Origin of the sequence: Azospirillum sp. (assembly GCF_035627195.1) — a bacterium.
Lineage (GTDB): Bacteria > Pseudomonadota > Alphaproteobacteria > Azospirillales > Azospirillaceae > Azospirillum.
Window position 1 is genome coordinate 1 of record NZ_DASPMG010000064.1, and the last position, 16,697, is coordinate 16,697.

Here is a 16,697-nt window from a genome sequence, read left to right on the forward strand (position 1 = left end):
CGATCACGCTGGGCGAGGACGCCGCGTACACGGCGAAGGCCTCCGGCGGGCAGGCGACGGTGACCAGCCCGGCGCCCGCGCGCAACGCCGCCCGCGCCGCCAGCCGGCCGGCGCCGGTCATGCGCCCGCCCCCCGCCACCACGGCGTGGCCGCGCGCGTACTTGTGCGCGTCGGCGCGCGGCCAGGGATAATGGCCCAGCCACAGCGCCGGCCCGTTCTCCCACTGCCGCGGCCGGATGTCGTCCAGCACGGCGGGCGGAATGCCGATGTCGGCCACCACCGTCTCGCCGCAGCGCAGCCGCCCCGGCAGCAGCCGGTGCCCCGGCTTGGCCCGGAAGAAGGTGACGGTCAGCGCCACCTGCGGTGCCGCGCCCAGGATGGCGCCGCTGTCGCCGTGCACGCCGCTCGGCACGTCCACCGCCACGACGGTCCGCCCCGCCATGGCGTCCACCAGCGTGCGCGCCATGCCCTCCAGCGGCCGGGCCAAACCGGCGCCGAACAGCGCGTCCACCACCAGCGGGTCACCGTCCAGCAGCGCCGGGTCCGGCGCCTCCACCGGCCCGGTCCAGCGCTGCGCCGCCTGGGCCGCGTCGCCGCGCAACGCCGTGTAGGAGCCGAGCAGCGCCAGCCGCACCGGCCACCCGGCCTCCTGCAGCAGCCGCGCCACCACGAACCCGTCGCCGCCGTTGTTGCCCGGCCCGCACAGCACCACGGCGGGCCGCGGCGCCCAGCGCGCCCGGATCTCCCGCGCGATGGCCGCCCCGGCGTTCTCCATCAGCACCGGCCCCGCCACCCCGGCCGCCATGGCCAGCGAATCCGCCCGGTACATCCCGGCGACGCTCAACAGTTCATGCCCGGCGTCCATGCTGGGTTCCTCGCGTTGCATGCGTTTTTGGAGACACGGATGAACACGGATGCCGGCCAGCGCCGGCCACGGATGAACACGGGCTTTGATCAATCCCTATCCGTGTTCATCCGTGCCGGATCCGTGTTCATCCGTGTCTCACTATCCTTCCTGGGATCCTTCTTGGGATCCTTCTTGGCTCCCGCCCACACGCTTCTCCCGCACCGCGCGGAAGTCCTCCACCATCGCCCGCGCGCCGTTGCGCACGAATCCGACGTCGCCGCCGGCGACGATCAGGCGGGCGCCGCGCTCGACCAGCATGTCCGTCGGCCGGCCCTTCACCGGGATGGTGCCGTAGGTGCTGCCGCTGGCGAGGATCGCCTGCTCGGCCCGGTCCAGCAGGGCCAGCACCTCCGGGTCGTCGAACCGCCCGATCCGCCCGAAGTCGGCGGACAGGTCGTACGGCCCGACGAACAGCGAATCCACGCCCGGCACCGCCGCGATCTCGGGAATCGCATCCACCGCCGCCACCGTCTCGATCTGGCAGACGACCACCAACTCGTCGCTGCAGGTGTCGCGGTAGCGCTCGCCGCACAGGCCATAATCGGCCCCGCGCGCCAGCGCGTAGGCGGCGCCGCGCGCGCCGCGCGGCGGGTAGTGGCAGGCGGCCACCGCCGCCCGCGCCTCTTCGGCCGAGTTGATGTTGGGGAACATCAGCCCCTCGACTCCGAGGTCGAGGGCGCGCTTGACGTAGACGGGATCGTTGGCCGGCACGCGCATCAGCGCCGTGGCGCCGGTGCCGGACACGGCCTGCAGAAGGGCCAGCCCGTCGGCCAGCGTGCCGGGTCCGTGTTCATGGTCGATGACGACGAAGTCGAATCCGGCCAGGCCGATGATCTCGGCGGCGACCGGGCTGGCCATGTTGAGCCAGCAGCCGAGCGCCGGCCGTCCGGCGGCCAGCGTGCGCTTCAGGGTGTTTTCGCGGAACATGCGCGTCCTCCCCATCCTCCCCGGATCAGTCCGGTCGAACCGAACTATACGGGTTTCCGCCGGGCGCCGCCGCGTGAAACGCGGCCTATGACGGACACTATATGGAAGGGGGAATGGGGCGATGGATGGGATTCGAACCCACGACCACTCGGACCACAACCGAGGGCTCTACCAACTGAGCTACCACCGCCGCCGTGGGCGGGTTTCTAGGCCAGAGCCCGCCCCCAGGTCAAGCGGAAGATTGGGATGATGCGGCGATTTTTCCAGACGCCCGTTTTTCCGCCGGAAACACACGGCCGCTTGCGTCGTCTGCACAAATAATGTTCACTCCGCCGCATTGAGCGGCAGCAGGATGCCGCCGGGAGCGGCAGATGCCGCGCGTCCGGTGGTGACGCACCCCGTTCGATCAATCCCCGCGCCGCTGGCACGATCCGTGCTAACCAAGCGGCGTCGGCGGTGCGCGGACGGTGCCTGCCGGCGTTGGCACCTCGTAAACGAGAGACCCATGAAGAAGATCGAAGCCATCATCAAGCCGTTCAAGCTCGACGAAGTGAAGGAGGCGCTTCACGAGGTCGGCATCAAGGGAATTACCGTCACCGAAGCCAAGGGCTTCGGCCGTCAGAAGGGCCATACCGAGCTGTACCGCGGCGCGGAATACGTCGTCGACTTCCTGCCGAAGGTGAAGATCGAGGTGGTGATGGAGGACTCCCTGGTGGAACGCGCGATCGAGGCGATCCAGCAGGCGGCCCACACCGGCCGGATCGGCGACGGCAAGATCTTCGTCACTCCCGTGGAGGAAGTGATCCGGATCCGCACCGGCGAAAAGGGCGCCGACGCGATCTAGCCGCAGCCACAGCATCTTACCGCCCACATCATGCGCCTTGCCGCTGCACTCCCCGGCACCACGGAACACCGGTCGCGCACCGGTGACATCCGTGCGTCCGCGCCCCCGGTCCTAGGCCGATCGTCGCGGGTGCGTTGTGCGAACGGAAAAGGCGTGACATAACACCGCCGCACGCGCCGCACCCGCCCTTCCGAAGGCCGGCACCGACGCAGCGGGACCCAACCTCAAAAGCGTGGAAAACCAAGACATGTCCGACATCAGCAAGGTCTTCGACCTGATCAAGGAGCACGACGTCAAGTACGTGGACCTCCGCTTCACCGATCCGCGCGGCAAGCTGCACCACACGGCGCAGCATATCTCGACGATCGACGAGGACGTCTTCGAGGACGGCATCATGTTCGACGGTTCGTCGATCGCCGGCTGGAAGGCGATCAACGAGTCGGACATGATCCTGAAGCTGGACCCGGCGACGGCCGTCATGGACCCGTTCGCCGCCCAGCCGACGCTGAACATCCTGTGCGACGTGTACGAGCCGTCGACCGGCCAGCCGTACGGCCGCTGCCCGCGCTCGATCGCCAAGGCCGCCGAGCGCTACACCGCGTCGGCCGGCATCGGCGACACCGTCTACTTCGGTCCGGAAGCCGAGTTCTTCGTCTTCGACGACGTGAAGTTCACGGTCGAGATGAACAAGGTCTCCTACCAGATCGACTCCGAGGAAGGTCACTACAACTCGGACCGCGCCTATGAGGACGGCAACCTGGGTCACCGTCCGGGCATCAAGGGCGGCTACTTCCCGGTCGCGCCGATCGACAGCGGCAACGACCTGCGCGCCGAGATGCTGAGCGTGCTGGCCGAGATGGGCGTGCCGGTCGAGAAGCACCACCACGAGGTGGCCGCCGCCCAGCACGAGCTGGGCATCAAGTTCGACACGCTGGTCCGCACCGGCGACAACATGCAGTACTACAAGTACGTGGTGCACAACGTCGCCCACGCCTACGGCAAGTCGGCCACCTTCATGCCGAAGCCGGTGTACGGCGACAACGGCTCGGGCATGCACTGCCACCAGTCGATCTGGAAGGAAGGCCAGCCGCTGTTCGCGGGCTCGGGCTACGCCGACCTGTCGGAGCTGGCGCTGTACTACATCGGCGGCATCATCAAGCACGCCAAGGCGCTGAACGCCTTCACCAACCCGTCGACCAACAGCTACAAGCGTCTGGTCCCGGGCTATGAGGCCCCGGTGCTGCTGGCCTACTCGGCCCGCAACCGCTCGGCGTCCTGCCGCATCCCGTACGTGGCGAGCCCGAAGGGCAAGCGCGTCGAGGTCCGCTTCCCGGATCCGTCGGCCAACCCGTACCTGGCGTTCGCCGCCATGCTGATGGCCGGTCTGGACGGCATCCAGAACAAGATCCATCCGGGCGACGCGATGGACAAGAACCTGTACGACCTCCCGCCGGAGGAGCTGGCCAAGGTTCCGACCGTCTGCGGCTCGCTGCGCGAGGCGCTGGACAGCCTGCGCGCCGACGCCGGCTTCCTGATGAAGGGCGATGTGTTCACCAAGGACATGATCGAGGCCTACATCGAGCTGCGCACGGAAGAGATGATGGCCTTCGAGACCATGCCGCACCCGATCGAGTACAAGATGTACTACTCGGTCTGATCGGCCGGTTTCCGGTTGTCGGACGCGAAGGGCCGCCCCTCGGGGCGGCCCTTTTCGTTTACTCCTCCTCGTCCTTCGCCCGGCCCATGCAGTCGCCGGCCTGAAGCAGGCGCCAGACGTCCGCCTCGCCGATGCCCAGGCGCCGGGCGATCTCCGCCGCCGCCAGCCCCTGCCCGGCCAGCGCCCGCACCTCCGCCACGCCGGCCCGGCGCCGCGCCCTGTCCTCCGCGCTCATTCCGTCCTCCCTTCACACGCAAAACTGGTTCGAAATTCAAAGCAATCCGCCGACAAAGTACTTAATGTATAAAATATTTGCCTTCTAAGTAATTAAGCGCGACAGTGCCGCCAACCAAACAAGACCAGCCAACAAAAGAGGCGAGCATGTCCAGCGTCCTTGACGATCTCATCCTGTCGGAACAGGCGGCGTCGCCGCCGCCGTCCTTCGCCCGCGCGGCGGCGAAGAACGACAAGGAGAACAACGGCGGCGGCAACGGCAACAACGGCAGCGACAACAGCGGCAAGGGCAAGACCGACGACGCCACCACCGCCACCCCGGACACCGAATACGACGTCAAGATCACCGTCAACAGCCAGGTCATGCACATCCGCGTGCGCGACCACAAGGGATCGGACGGCGACGACGACTACGCCGGCGACAACGGCCACCAGGTGCTGCACTTCAACCTGGGCAACGACCGCGCCTTCGGCGGCGGCGGGCGCGACACCATGTACGGCGGCGAGGGCAACGACACCCTGGACGCCGGCGAGGACGACGACGAGGTCGACGGCGACATCGGCGACGACACCCTGTCGGGGGGCCTGGGCAACGACACGCTCTACGGCGGCCAGGGCGGCGACGAGCTGTACGGCAACATCGGCAGCGACACGCTCTACGGCGGGCAGGACAGCGACACCCTGTTCGGCGGCCAGGACGGCGACGGCATCGATGGCGGCATCGGCGCCGACGACCTGTACGGCAACCTGGGCAGCGACACGCTGAACGGCGGCGACGGCAGCGACACGCTGTTCGGCGGCCAGGGCAACGACGAGGTGGCCGGCGGCACCGGCGACGACAGCGTGGTCGGCAACCTGGGCGACGACACGCTGTCGGGCGGCGACGGCAACGATTCGCTGGACGGCGGCACCGGCGCCGACAGCTTCGTGTTCACCGGCACCTTCGGCCAGGACACCGTCTACAACTTCAACTTCGGGCACGGCGACCGGATCGCCGTGGCGCCCGGCACCACCTACACCATCCGCTCGGCCGAGGGCGGCACGGTGATCGATTTCGGCGGCGGCAACACCGTCACCCTGGCGGGCGTCAGCGACAGCCAGGTGCTGGCCGACTGGTTCGCCACGCTGGGCTGAAATCGACGCGCAACCGCGGGGCGCGCCGTGGCATACTCGGCCGCCCCGCAACCGTCGCCCGTGTCCCGTCCATGCGCCCGCCGCCGTTCCCCCTCGCCGTCCTGGCGCTGCTCCTGTCCGCCGCCCCGGCCGCCCCCCCGGCCGCCGCTGCCACCGTGTCGAGCGGCCAGGCCGAAGCCAAGGAGGCGGCGCGCGCCGGCAACTGCACGCCCACCAAGGTCGAGGTGATGCGCTACGGCCCCGGCCGCCAGAACGACGTGGTGTTCAAGATCAACTGCTCGGAAAACAAGGACGCCTTCGTGCTGGTGCAGTGCCGCGGCCGCAGTTGCATCCTGCTGCGCTGATCATTCACCCGTTGTTAACCGCCCCGGCGTGCAATGGCGCCGTGGAGGGGAGAGGAACGGTGGCCGCCATGAGGTCGTTGCGCGCGATGGTCCTGGTCCTGCTGACGGCGCCGGCGCTGTCGGCCTGCTGGCCGCTGGGCGTCGCCACCACCGCCGCCGACTTCGGCTCGCTGAACACCACGAAGAAGACGCTGGGCGACCACGTCGTATCCGGCGTCACCGGCCGCGACTGCTCGATCCTCAGCCTGGAGGAGAGCGGGCAGTACTGCCCGGAACGCGTCGTCGTCGACCGCTCCAACGTCTACTGCTACCGCACGCTGGCCGACGTCAACTGCCACTACATCCCCGACCCCTACAAGAACGGCCACACCGCGCTGGCCAGCCCGCCGCCGGTGCGCAAGCCGATCCAGGAAAAGGGCTGGTTCGACTGAGCCGATGATAACGGCTCACCCCATCTTCTTGGCGGCGAACGCCTTCGCGATGGCCATCATCGACTTCTCGTGGTTGACGCCCTGCCCGCCCTGGGCGGCCGGCGCCTGCGCCGGGGCGGCGGGCCGCGCGGGCGACGCCGCCGGCCGGGCCGGCGCCGCGGGTTCCTCGCCCATCCGGCTCAGCACGCGCTCCAGCGCCTCGCGCGACATGGCGCGCGGCGCGCTCCCCTGGCCGCTGGGCCGGCCGGGCTGCGGGGCACGCGCCGGGGTGGCGCCGGCGCCGCGACCGACGCGTTCGATGGCGGCGGCGGCGATCGCCTTCAGGAAGGGCTGCGCCATGCCCAGCAGCAGGCGCTCGTCCTGCACCGCCCAGGCCATCAGCATCTGCTGCGCCACCGTCCGGCTGCCCTTGGCCGCCGTCAGCGCCTCGCGCACCTTGCCATCGACGTAGGAATCGCTCATCGGATCCGGCCTCCACCACCGGCCTCGACTGTCGTCCCGAACGGTTAATAAAGCGTTGTCCGCCCTCCCCCTCCCCGGCATCCGCCGTGCGTACCGTTGCCCCGCCCGCCCGATTGCCCGATAGTGTGCGCCATGCTGATCGAGACCTTCGCCGACCTGATCTGCCCCTGGTGCTACATCGGCAAGCACCGTCTGATGCGGGCCTTGGCCGAACGGCCCCGCGTGCGGCCGGAGATGCGCTGGCAGCCCTTCCAGCTGAACCCCGACATGCCGCGCGCCGGCATGGAGCGCGACGCCTACCTGTCGGCCAAGTTCGGCGGGCCGGAGCGGGCGCGGCAGATCTACGCGGTGGTGGAGGAAACGGCGGAGCGCGACGGCCTGCCGCTTTATCTCGACCGCATCCGCCGCACGCCCAACACGCTGGACGCCCACCGCTCCATCCGCATCGCCGCGCGCTATGGCCTGGGCGACGCCATGGCGGACGCGCTGTTCCGCGTCTATTTCGCCGACGGGCTGGACATCGGCGACCGCGACACGCTGGCCGCCACCGCCGCCGCCGTCGGCTTCGACGCCCACGAAATGAAGGCGCTTCTGGCCTCCGACGCCGAATCCACCGCCGTGCAGTCGGCCGACAAGCTGGCCCGGCAGCTCGGCCTGCAGGCGGTCCCCTGCTACATCTTCGACCGGCGCTACGCCCTGTCCGGCGCGCAGGAGCCGACCAGCTTCCTCCCCCTCCTCGACCTCTCGCTGGACGAATACGCCACCGCCGCACTGTAGACGGCGGACCAAACCCGGAACCCCACTTGCCGCGGGGGTGTTCTGGCATGGGCGCAACCGGAAAAGGCCGCCCCCATGCCCCCAGCCCCGCACGGCTCCACCGCGTCCCTGCTCCAGGCGCGGCCCATTCCGGTGCCGCCGGCGCCCGCGCCGGCCTCCGCCCAGACGACGCTGATCGTGCTGACCGTCGCGGTGGTGGCGCTCTACTTCGGGCGCGACCTGCTGGTGCCGCTGGCGCTGGCGGTGCTGCTCGCCTTCGTGCTGACGCCGGTGGTGTCGCGGCTGCAGCGTCTTCGTCTCGGCCGCATCCCGTCGGTGCTGCTGGCCGTGGTGGTGGTGTTCGCGGCCATCGGCGGCTTCGCCGTGGTGGTCGGCAGCCAGGTCGCCGACCTCGCCGGCAACCTGCCGCAGTACGAGCGCAACATCCGCAACAAGGTCCGTTCGGTGCAGGAGCAGACGGCCGCCACCAGCGGCGGCGTGCTCAGCCGCGCCACCGACATGTTCCGCAACCTGCGAACGGAGATCGAACGCCCGAACGGCCAGCCGCCGCCGCCCGCCGGCACCGCCCCCGGCGGCACGGCCGCCGCGCCACCGCCCCCGCCCCCGCCCGTGCCGGTGGTGGTGCAGGAACCGGAGGCCAAGCCGCTGGAGATGGTGCAGCGCGTGCTGGGCCCGCTCGCCGGGCCGCTGGCGACCACCGGCATGGTGCTGGTCTTCACCATCTTCATGCTGCTCCAGCGCGAGGACCTGCGCGACCGCCTCATCCGCCTCGCCGGTTCCGGCGACCTGTCGCGCACGACGGAGGCGATGAACGACGCCGCCGGCCGCGTCAGCCGCTACCTGCTCATGCAGGTGGTGGTGAACGTCACCTATGCCATCCCGATCGGCATCGGGCTGGCGCTGCTGGGCGTGCCGAACCCGCTCTTGTGGGGCATGCTGGCGACGGTGCTGCGCTTCGTTCCCTTCCTGGGGCCGGTGATCGCGGCCAGCATGCCGATCCTGCTGTCCTTCGCCGTCGATTCCGGCTGGACGCTGCCGCTGCTCACCATCGCGCTGTTCGTGGTGGTGGAGCTGTTCTCCAACAACGTGATGGAGCCCTGGCTGTACGGCTCGGCCACCGGCCTGTCGCCGGTCGCCATCATCGTCGCCGCGGTGTTCTGGACGGCGTTGTGGGGGCCGGTGGGGCTGCTGCTGTCCACGCCGCTCACCGTCTGCCTCGTGGTGCTCGGCCGCTACGTGCCGCGCCTGCGCTTCCTCGACGTCATGTTCGGCGACCGCCCGGTGCTGCCGGACGAGGCCAAGGTCTACCAGCGCCTGCTCGCCCGCGACCCCGACGAGGCCGCCGAGGTGTGCGAGGAACTGCTTCAGGAACGCACCGTCCCCGAACTCTATGGCGGCGTCCTGCTCCCCGCCCTGTCGCTGGCCGAGCAGGATCGCCAGCGCGGCGCCCTGGACCCCGAACGCCGCACCGGCGTCGCCGAGGGCTTCGCCGAACTGGTCGATGCCCTGTCCGAACTGGGCGAACCGGCCGGGGAGGCGCCGCAGACCACCGGCTCCATCCTCTGCGTCGGTGCCCGCAACGATTTGGACGAGGCGGCGGCCCGCCTGCTGGCCGACCTGCTGCGCCGCAACGGCGTGGAGGCATCCGTGGTGTCGTGCGACGCGGTGAGCCCGCGGGTGATCTCCAGCCTCGGCACGGGCGGCGTGGCGGCGGTGGTGATCTCCTACCTCAACCCGTCGGCGCTGCCGCACGCGCGCCGGATGGTGCGCCGCCTGCGCATGCACTTCGGCCCGCGCGTGCCCGTCCTGATCGGGCTGTGGAGCGCCCATCCCGAAGCCGACGCCCCCGACCGCGCGACGGCCGAGACCGCCGCCGACCGCGTCGCCACCAACCTGTCCGGCGCCGTCCTGCACCTGGAGGAACTGGGCATCATCACCGCGCGGCCGGAGGTGGCGGAGGCGAAGGCCGAGGCGGACGAGACGCTGCTGCGCGAGAACGAAGGACATGGATGAACACGGATGCCCGTGCCGCCGGAGTGATCTTTTCCCGTCAGAGAGTTCGTCATGCCCGGGCCCAGTCCCGGGCACCCACGTGCTTTGGCTTGGTCGGAGTGCGTGGGTGCCCAGCACAAGGCCGGGCATGACGTAATCATTTGAGTGAATGCACGAAACGCAGTGGCGTTTTCGAGCAGGCTTTCGTCCCCCTTCCCCATCTCTGACACTTCCCCCACCCCTGCCCGCCACGCTACAACGGCGGCATGACCTGCTTCGCCGCCATCGATTTCGAGACCGCCGACAACGGGCGGGACAGCGCCTGTTCCGTCGCCGTGGTGCTGGTGGAGGGCGGGCGGATCGTCGACCAGCTCTCCGCGCTGATCCGGCCGCCGCGCCGCACCTTCCTCTTCACCCACATCCACGGCCTGACTTGGAAGCACTGCTGCGAGCAGCCGGACTTCGCCGGGATCTGGCCGCAACTGGCGCCGCTGCTGGCGCGGGCGGAGCTGCTGGTCGCCCACAACGCGCCGTTCGACAAGGGCGTGCTGAACGCCTGCTGCGCCACCTATGGCCTGCCGAACCCGGCCAAGCCCTTCGCCTGCACCGTGCGCATCGCGCGCGCCGTCTGGAACCTCTACCCGACCAAGCTGCCGGACGTCTGCCGCCACCTGAACATCGCGCTGAAGCACCACGACGCGCTGTCCGACGCCCAGGCCTGCGCCGGCATCGCGCTGGCGGCGCTGCGTCAGGGCGTGGCGCTGAAACCGTTCGCGCGGTAACCGAAACGCAACAATCCGTCGCACCTGCCGCCCATCTATTTCGCCGCATTTTAAGATTTGATACACCGTGCCTGCGCATCCTGGTTCCACAAACAACCGGAACGAGAGGGTACGCCAATGAGCACCACGGAGCTGGCCGGATTAGGCGGCGCTGCCGCCGCGACCGTCCCCACCACGAAGTCCACCGCCGCCGCCAAGAAGACGGACGACAAGGCCGCAACCGACGCGTCCGGGGCTCCGGCCGCCAAGCAGGACCCCGCCTACACGCTCAGCCAGTCCGTGGAATCGCTGCTCGACGGCATCAACGGCAAGAAGGCGGTCGACCCGTCGCTCGCCCGCGCCCGCGAGGCGGAGCGGATCATGGCCGGCGTCCAGGCCATGAGCAAGGCGATCAGCGAGGCCACCACCAAGGCCATGGACCTTATCAAGGGCGACATGGGCAAGGTGCTGGGCGGCTTCGGCATGTCGGACGACGACGTGAACGCCATCCTCGGCGGCTTCGGCAAGCACATGCAGGACCAGATGAAGGGCTTCGACTTCAACAAGGTCGCGCTCGACATCCAGCAGTCCAGCATGAACATGACGCTCGAATCGCGCGGCATGGAGCTGGTGATCCAGGACGGCGACCGCTCGGTGCGCATCTCCTACGGCAAGTCGGAGCTGCACATGGAGATGGACGACCAGCGCCTGCAGGCCTCGCTCGACAAGGGCGGCAACTTCGACTTCAGCCTCGACCGCAGCAGCACCACGGTGGACGGCAAGGCGACGGGCATGATCGTCAAGGCCAACGGCTTCAGCGACGAGGAGATCCAGGGCATCGTCGACAAGCTGAACGGCATCATGGAAAAGGGCGGCCTGAACGGCCTCGCCGCCTTCAAGCCGGAAAAGGGTGCGGACGGCGTCACCCGCATGACGGTCGACCTCTCCGTCCCCCTGCCCGACTTCACCAAGGACGCCGCCGCCACGACCAAGGGCGTCGACGTGAAGGCGTAGTGTTTTTTAATCCCCTCCCCCGCCTCCGGCGGGGGAGGGAGGGACCCACGCGCAGCGTGGGAGGGTGGGGGCAAGTTGCTTGCCGAGGATCAGTGTCCTCCTGTCACCCGCAAAGGCCGTTGCCCCCACCCTTCCCGCCTTCGGCGGGCCCCTTCCCTCCCCCGCCGGAGGCGAGGGAGGGAGGGCAAGCCGTCACCCGCTTCGCCATGAACACCAGCCGCGCCGCACCGTTCGCCGCGCGGTCGAACACGTGGTAGCCTTGCCGCGCGTAGAAGGTCACGTTGTCGGCGAAGCGCTCGTCCGTATACAGCCGCACCTCGGGCAGGCCCCGGCGGCGCGCCTCGGCCTCGGCGAAACCCATCATCCGGTGGCCCAGGCCGCAGCCCTGCCGGTCCGGGTCCACCGCCACGTTCTCCACCAGCAAATGGTCGCGCGCCGGCAACAGCTCCAGCACCGCCTCCACGCCGCCCGGCCCGTCGGCCACCCACACCGGGTGGTCGGCCATCGCCTCGGCGAAATCGTCGGGCAGCGGGCGCGGCTCCGGCCCGGCGACCGGGATCCAGCGCGCGTAGGCGCGCCGCACCAGTTCGGCGATCGCCTCCGCGTCGTCCGGCCGGGCGGGCCGTATGGGGCTCACGCCCGCCGAATCCGGCATGTCTTCTCCAGGATGGTGACCGCGCGCTCCACGTCGGCGGAGCGCACGAGCAGATAGTCGGTGTCGAACGTGGACAGCGCGAAGATGGAGATCCCCGCCTCGGCCAGCGGCGCCGCCAGCCCGGCCAGGATGCCGGTCAGCGCGAAGTCCAGCGGCCCGTCCACCTTGAACGCGCGCCAGCCGCGTTCGGCCCGCACGTCATCCGGCACGCGGTGTTCCGGGCAGACCACCGACAGCTCCTCGGCCGTGCGCGTCACGCTGACCAGCGGGTCGGTCCAGTCCACCCAGGCCGGCACGCCCTCCCCGGCTTCCGGCCGCGCCACCGCCAGCGCGTCGGGCAGCAGGGTCAGGCCCAGCGGGTCGGGCTCCGGCGGCAGCATCACCGCCTCCAGCATCGCCGCGTCCACCTGCACCGGCTTCAGGATCCGCCGCGCCCGCGCCGCCAGCGACGGAATGCCGGAGCGCAGCGCGGCGCGGATCATGTCCGCCGCCATGTCGCGCAGCAGCGCGTTCTGTTCCGCCAGATCCACCATGCCCTGCAGCGCGGAGGTGCGGACGATGCGGCTCTCCGCCCGGCGGAACCAGGCGCCCATCAGCGACGCCGCGTGCCAGCGCTGCGGCTCGGTCAGCGCCAGCCGGGGCAGGATCTGCGCCAGGTGCCAGCGCACCTCCGCCTGCTCGATCGCCGCCCCCTCGGTCAGCAGCCGCTCGGCATAGGGCGTCAGGTCGTGCGTGCGCGACACGCGCTCCAGCGCGTCGGCGGCGCGCATGCGCACCCCGGCGTGTTCGTCGAACAGGCAGTCCACCAGTTCGGGGATCTGCGCCGGGTCCATCAGCACGGACTCCGCCACGCCGGGCGCCGAGCCCACGGTGCGCCGGTCACCCTTGCGCAGGCGCTCCGCGAGCGTCGGGGGCATCTCAGCGCCGGCCCGGCGGCACGAAACGTCCGAACTTCGACCCGACCTTCAGCGCGTTGGGGCGCGGCGGCGGGGGCGGCGGGGCGGGCGGCTTCGGCACGGCCTCCGCCTTCGGCACCTCACCGCCGGCCGCCATGTCGGCCAGCGCCTTGATCAGGCGCTTGACGCCGGTGACGCGCAGCGCCTCGTCGTCCCACACCCGCGTGTAGACCAGCTTGTGGTCCGGGCGCAGCTTCATCAGCCCGCCCTGGTTGGCGATGTAGGCGACCAGCTTGTCCGGCCGGGCATAGGTGTTGCCGTGGAAGGACAGCACCGCCCCCTTCGGCCCCGCGTCCACCCGGTCCACGCCGGCCTGCCGGCACAGCTGCTTGATGGTGACGATGTCCAGCAGGTTCTCCACCTCCGCCGGCAGCTTGCCGAAGCGGTCGATCAGTTCCGCCGCGAAGGCGTCGATCTCCGCCCGGTCCACCAGCTCGGCGATGCGTCGGTACAGCGACAGGCGCACGGTGAGGTCGGGGACGTACTCCTCCGGGATCAGGACGGCGTTGCCCAGGTTGATGGTGGGCGTCCATTCCTCGGCCGCGGCCGGGGCCTCCTGCCCGATGCCGGCGCGGGCGTTGGCGACCGCCTCCTCCAGCATGTGCTGGTAAAGCTCCACGCCCACCTCGCGCACGTGGCCCGACTGCTCCTCGCCCAGCAGGTTGCCGGCCCCGCGGATGTCCATGTCGTGGCTGGCCAGCTGGAAGCCGGCACCCAGGCTGTCCAGCGTCTCGATCACGTGCAGGCGCTGCTGCGCCGTGGTCGACAGCGCCTTGTTCGGCGCATAGGTCAGGTAGGCGTAGCCGCGCACCTTCGACCGCCCGACGCGCCCGCGGATCTGGTACAGCTGCGCCAGCCCGAACAGGTCGGCGCGGTGCACGATCATCGTGTTCGCCGTCGGAATGTCCAGGCCGCTCTCGATGATGTTGGTGGCCAGCAGCACCTCGAACTTGCCCTCGTCGAAGGCGGTCATCACGTCTTCCAGCTCGCTGGCCGGCATCTGGCCGTGCGCGGTGACGATCTTCACCTCCGGCACCAGCTCCCGCACCCGCTCCGCCACCTTCGGCAGGTCCTCGACGCGCGGGCAGACGTAGAAGGTCTGGCCGCCGCGGTAGTGCTCGCGCAGGATCGCCTCGCGGATCACCACGGGGTCGTACGGCAGCACGAAGGTGCGCACCGCCAGCCTATCGACGGGAGGTGTGGCGATCAGCGACAGCTCCCGCACCCCGGCCAGCGCCATCTGCAGCGTGCGCGGGATCGGCGTGGCGGTGAGCGTCAGCACGTGCACGTCGGCGCGCAGCTCCTTCAGCCGCTCCTTCTGCTTCACGCCGAAATGCTGCTCCTCGTCCACGATGACCATGCCCAGGCGCTTGAACTGGATGCCCTTGCCCAGCAGCGCGTGGGTGCCGACGACGATGTCCACCGTGCCCTCGGCCAGCTCCTGCTTGATCTTGGTCTGCTCCTTGGGCGTCACCATGCGCGACAGCTGCTGGATGCGGATCGGCAGGCCGGCGAAGCGCGTCGTGAACGTCTTGAAGTGCTGGCGCGCCAGCAGCGTGGTGGGCACCACCACCGCCACCTGCTGGCCCGACATGGCGACGATGAAGGCGGCGCGCAGCGCCACCTCCGTCTTGCCGAATCCCACGTCGCCGCACACCAGCCGGTCCATCGGCTTGCCCGACGACAGGTCGGTGAACACCTCCTCGATCGCCTTCAGCTGGTCGTCCGTCTCCGGATAGGGGAAGCGCGCCGCGAACTCCTGGTACACGCCCTCCGGCGTCATCACCGGCTCGGCCCGCTTCAGCTCGCGCTCGGCGGCGATCTTGAGGAGCGCCTCGGCCATGTCCTTCAGGCGCTTCTTGACGCGCGCCTTGCGCCCCTGCCAGCCGGCCCCGCCCAGCTTGTCCAGCTGCGCGCCCGCGTCCTCGCTGCCATAGCGCGACAGCACCTCGATGTTCTCGACCGGCACGTACAGCTTGTCGCCGCCCTCGTAGATCAGGCGCAGGCAGTCGTGCGGCGCCCCGGACACCGTCAGCGTCTCCAGCCCGTCGTAGCGCCCGATGCCGTGGTCCACGTGCACCACCAGGTCGCCGGCGTTCAGCGCCGTGTGCTCGGCGATGAAGTTGGCGGACTTGCGCTTCTTCTTGGCCGGGCGGACCATGCGGTCGCCCAGGATGTCCTGTTCGGTGATCACCGCCATGTCGGGGGCGGAGAACCCGTGCTCGATCCCCAGCACCACCATGCCGGTGACGTGGCGGTCGAAGCGGCGCACGTCGGCGATGGTCTCCGCCGGTTCCAGCCCGTCGATGCCGTGGTCGGCCAGCACGCTCATCAGCCGGTCGCGCGAGCCTGCCGAGTACCCCGCCACCAGCACCTTGCGCCCGTCCGCGCGCAGCGCGCGGATGTGCGCCTTCACCGCGTCGAACACGTTGACGTCCGGCCGCGCCCGTTCCTCGGCGAAGTCGTGCCCGCGCCGCCCGCCGGCGTCCGCCGTGCCCATGATGCCCGGCGGTGTGGCGAAGGGCTGCAGCTGCGCCACCGCCCGCTCGCGCAGCAGCGCGTCCCACTGGCTCTTGTCGAGGAACAGCATGCCCGTGGGGATCGGCTTGTAGGCCGGCTGACCCGCCTTCTTGGTGGCCGCCACCATGGCCGCGCGCGTTTGGTAAAAATCCTCCACCTGCGTCACGCGGGCGTCGCGCGACTCCTCCGCCTGATGGTCCAGCGAGACGATGGCCTTGGGCGCGTAGTCCAGCAGGGTGTCCATGCCGTCGTGGAACAGCGGCAGCCAGTGCTCCATGCCGCCGTGCTTGCGCCCGGCCGAGATCCCCTCGTACAGCGGATCGTCGTCGGTGACCGCGCCGAACAGCTCCCGATAGCCGGAGCGGAAGCGGGCGATCCCCGCCTCGTCCAGAAACACCTCCGACACCGGCTTCAGCACCAGCCCGTCGCGCTTCTCCGTCGTGCGCTGGGTCATGGGGTCGAAGGCGCGCACGCCGTCCAGCTCGTCGCCGAACAGGTCCAGGCGCAGCGGCTCCTCCGTGCCCGGCGGGAACAGGTCGACGATGCCGCCGCGGATGGCGAACTCGCCCGGCTCGCGCACCGTCTGCGCCCGCGTGTAGCCGCTGTTGGTCAGCGTGCGCTGCAGCTTCTCCAGGTCGATCCGGTCGCCGATCTTCGCCGTGAAGGTCGCGTGCCGGAACGCCGCGCGCGGCGGCACCTTCTGCAGCAGCGCGTTGACGGTGGTCAGCACGATGCGCGGCCCCGCCCCATCCTCCCGCCGCTCCAGCAGGCGGGTCAGCGTGTCGATGCGCCGCGCCACGATCTCGCCGTTCGGCGACACGCGGTCGTACGGCAGGCAGTCCCACGCCGGGAACGCCAGCACCTCCACGTCGGGCGCGAAGAAGGCCAGCGCCTCCGCCAGCCGCGCCGTGCGCACGTCGTCCAGCGCCACGTGCACGAGGCCGTAGGCCCCGGCGCGCTTGGCCAGTTCGGCGAGGATGCGGGCGTCTTGCCCTTCCGGCGCGCCGCCGATCAGCAGGCGGGCGGAACGACCGGGCTGCAGGTCGAACTTGATCACGGCACCACCGGGGTCAGAATAAGAT

At 70.2% G+C, this 16,697-nt stretch carries 16 protein-coding genes and 1 tRNA gene; 9 read left to right on the top strand and 8 right to left on the bottom strand.

The features are described from left to right. The 3 genes from VED21_RS05300 to VED21_RS05310 form a co-directional block, all read right to left on the bottom strand. A partial coding sequence (locus tag VED21_RS05300; protein WP_324881278.1) for an NAD(P)H-hydrate epimerase occupies nucleotides 1-865 on the bottom strand: 865 nt, incomplete at its 3' end. A gap of 141 nt (nucleotides 866-1,006) precedes the next feature. Then, a complete protein-coding gene (locus VED21_RS05305) occupies nucleotides 1,007-1,834 on the bottom strand; it encodes an HpcH/HpaI aldolase family protein (RefSeq protein WP_324881279.1) in 828 nt (275 codons plus the stop codon). A gap of 114 nt (nucleotides 1,835-1,948) precedes the next feature. Further along, a tRNA-His gene (locus tag VED21_RS05310) sits at nucleotides 1,949-2,024 on the bottom strand. A gap of 315 nt (nucleotides 2,025-2,339) precedes the next feature. Here VED21_RS05310 and VED21_RS05315 point away from each other — a divergent pair. Together VED21_RS05315 and glnA are read left to right on the top strand one after the other, a co-directional pair. Beyond that, nucleotides 2,340-2,678, top strand: a complete 339-nt coding sequence (locus VED21_RS05315) for a P-II family nitrogen regulator (RefSeq protein WP_029008550.1) — start codon at nucleotides 2,340-2,342, stop codon at nucleotides 2,676-2,678. Nucleotides 2,679-2,925: 247 nt separating this feature from the next. Then, nucleotides 2,926-4,335 (top strand): type I glutamate--ammonia ligase, encoded by a 1,410-nt coding sequence (gene glnA / locus VED21_RS05320; RefSeq protein WP_324881280.1) that lies wholly within the window; start codon nucleotides 2,926-2,928, stop codon nucleotides 4,333-4,335. Between the two features lie 58 nt (nucleotides 4,336-4,393). Here glnA and VED21_RS05325 read toward each other — a convergent pair whose 3' ends face one another. After that, on the bottom strand, nucleotides 4,394-4,570 hold the full coding sequence (locus VED21_RS05325; protein WP_324881281.1) for a hypothetical protein: 177 nt from the start codon (nucleotides 4,568-4,570) through the stop codon (nucleotides 4,394-4,396). A gap of 146 nt (nucleotides 4,571-4,716) precedes the next feature. Here VED21_RS05325 and VED21_RS05330 point away from each other — a divergent pair, with 146 nt between their 5' ends. From VED21_RS05330 to VED21_RS05340, 3 genes are all read left to right on the top strand, one after another. Next, on the top strand, nucleotides 4,717-5,703 hold the full coding sequence (locus VED21_RS05330) for a calcium-binding protein (RefSeq protein WP_324881282.1): 987 nt from the start codon (nucleotides 4,717-4,719) through the stop codon (nucleotides 5,701-5,703). A gap of 71 nt (nucleotides 5,704-5,774) precedes the next feature. Beyond that, complete coding sequence (locus tag VED21_RS05335) at nucleotides 5,775-6,047, top strand: hypothetical protein (RefSeq protein ID WP_324881283.1); 273 nt, start codon at nucleotides 5,775-5,777, stop codon at nucleotides 6,045-6,047. Nucleotides 6,048-6,115: 68 nt separating this feature from the next. Continuing rightward, nucleotides 6,116-6,478, top strand: coding sequence for a hypothetical protein (locus VED21_RS05340; RefSeq protein WP_324881284.1), 363 nt, complete (start codon nucleotides 6,116-6,118; stop codon nucleotides 6,476-6,478). A 15-nt stretch (nucleotides 6,479-6,493) separates the two neighbouring features. Here VED21_RS05340 and VED21_RS05345 read toward each other — a convergent pair whose 3' ends face one another. Beyond that, nucleotides 6,494-6,940, bottom strand: coding sequence for a hypothetical protein (locus VED21_RS05345; protein ID WP_324881285.1), 447 nt, complete (start codon nucleotides 6,938-6,940; stop codon nucleotides 6,494-6,496). A 132-nt stretch (nucleotides 6,941-7,072) separates the two neighbouring features. Between VED21_RS05345 and VED21_RS05350 the strand changes: the two genes are divergently transcribed. From VED21_RS05350 to VED21_RS05365, 4 genes are all read left to right on the top strand, one after another. Beyond that, a complete protein-coding gene (locus VED21_RS05350; RefSeq protein WP_324881286.1) occupies nucleotides 7,073-7,717 on the top strand; it encodes a DsbA family oxidoreductase in 645 nt (214 codons plus the stop codon). 75 nt (nucleotides 7,718-7,792) lie between these two features. Then, entirely contained in the window at nucleotides 7,793-9,730 is a 1,938-nt protein-coding gene (locus tag VED21_RS05355; RefSeq protein WP_324881287.1) for an AI-2E family transporter, read from the top strand. A 245-nt stretch (nucleotides 9,731-9,975) separates the two neighbouring features. Further along, nucleotides 9,976-10,491, top strand: a complete 516-nt coding sequence (locus tag VED21_RS05360) for a 3'-5' exonuclease (protein WP_324881288.1) — start codon at nucleotides 9,976-9,978, stop codon at nucleotides 10,489-10,491. Nucleotides 10,492-10,608: 117 nt separating this feature from the next. After that, on the top strand, nucleotides 10,609-11,484 hold the full coding sequence (locus VED21_RS05365) for a hypothetical protein (RefSeq protein WP_324881289.1): 876 nt from the start codon (nucleotides 10,609-10,611) through the stop codon (nucleotides 11,482-11,484). 103 nt (nucleotides 11,485-11,587) lie between these two features. On the opposite strand, the gene VED21_RS05370 is transcribed toward VED21_RS05365, so the two are convergent. The 3 genes from VED21_RS05370 to mfd are packed head-to-tail and all read right to left on the bottom strand — an operon-like array spanning nucleotide 11,588 to nucleotide 16,672. Then, nucleotides 11,588-12,139, bottom strand: coding sequence for a GNAT family N-acetyltransferase (locus tag VED21_RS05370; protein WP_324881290.1), 552 nt, complete (start codon nucleotides 12,137-12,139; stop codon nucleotides 11,588-11,590). Next, complete coding sequence (locus VED21_RS05375) at nucleotides 12,118-13,056, bottom strand: ACT domain-containing protein (protein ID WP_324881291.1); 939 nt, start codon at nucleotides 13,054-13,056, stop codon at nucleotides 12,118-12,120. The genes VED21_RS05370 and VED21_RS05375 overlap by 22 nt, the downstream gene beginning before the upstream one ends. Nucleotide 13,057: 1 nt before the next feature. Further along, on the bottom strand, nucleotides 13,058-16,672 hold the full coding sequence (gene mfd / locus VED21_RS05380) for a transcription-repair coupling factor (RefSeq protein WP_324881292.1): 3,615 nt from the start codon (nucleotides 16,670-16,672) through the stop codon (nucleotides 13,058-13,060). Nucleotides 16,673-16,697: the final 25 nt, after the last annotated feature.

What these genes read in the sequence shown, in the direction of transcription:
- VED21_RS05305 (WP_324881279.1), bottom strand. Translation starts at nt 1,834, where the DNA reads ATGTTCCGCGAAAACACCCTGAAGCGCACGCTGGCCGCCGGACGGCCG.
- VED21_RS05315 (WP_029008550.1), top strand. Translation starts at nt 2,340, where the DNA reads ATGAAGAAGATCGAAGCCATCATCAAGCCGTTCAAGCTCGACGAAGTG.
- glnA (WP_324881280.1), top strand. Translation starts at nt 2,926, where the DNA reads ATGTCCGACATCAGCAAGGTCTTCGACCTGATCAAGGAGCACGACGTC.
- VED21_RS05325 (WP_324881281.1), bottom strand. Translation starts at nt 4,570, where the DNA reads ATGAGCGCGGAGGACAGGGCGCGGCGCCGGGCCGGCGTGGCGGAGGTG.
- VED21_RS05330 (WP_324881282.1), top strand. Translation starts at nt 4,717, where the DNA reads ATGTCCAGCGTCCTTGACGATCTCATCCTGTCGGAACAGGCGGCGTCG.
- VED21_RS05335 (WP_324881283.1), top strand. Translation starts at nt 5,775, where the DNA reads ATGCGCCCGCCGCCGTTCCCCCTCGCCGTCCTGGCGCTGCTCCTGTCC.
- VED21_RS05340 (WP_324881284.1), top strand. Translation starts at nt 6,116, where the DNA reads ATGAGGTCGTTGCGCGCGATGGTCCTGGTCCTGCTGACGGCGCCGGCG.
- VED21_RS05345 (WP_324881285.1), bottom strand. Translation starts at nt 6,940, where the DNA reads ATGAGCGATTCCTACGTCGATGGCAAGGTGCGCGAGGCGCTGACGGCG.
- VED21_RS05350 (WP_324881286.1), top strand. Translation starts at nt 7,073, where the DNA reads ATGCTGATCGAGACCTTCGCCGACCTGATCTGCCCCTGGTGCTACATC.
- VED21_RS05355 (WP_324881287.1), top strand. Translation starts at nt 7,793, where the DNA reads ATGCCCCCAGCCCCGCACGGCTCCACCGCGTCCCTGCTCCAGGCGCGG.
- VED21_RS05360 (WP_324881288.1), top strand. Translation starts at nt 9,976, where the DNA reads ATGACCTGCTTCGCCGCCATCGATTTCGAGACCGCCGACAACGGGCGG.
- VED21_RS05365 (WP_324881289.1), top strand. Translation starts at nt 10,609, where the DNA reads ATGAGCACCACGGAGCTGGCCGGATTAGGCGGCGCTGCCGCCGCGACC.
- VED21_RS05370 (WP_324881290.1), bottom strand. Translation starts at nt 12,139, where the DNA reads ATGCCGGATTCGGCGGGCGTGAGCCCCATACGGCCCGCCCGGCCGGAC.
- VED21_RS05375 (WP_324881291.1), bottom strand. Translation starts at nt 13,056, where the DNA reads ATGCCCCCGACGCTCGCGGAGCGCCTGCGCAAGGGTGACCGGCGCACC.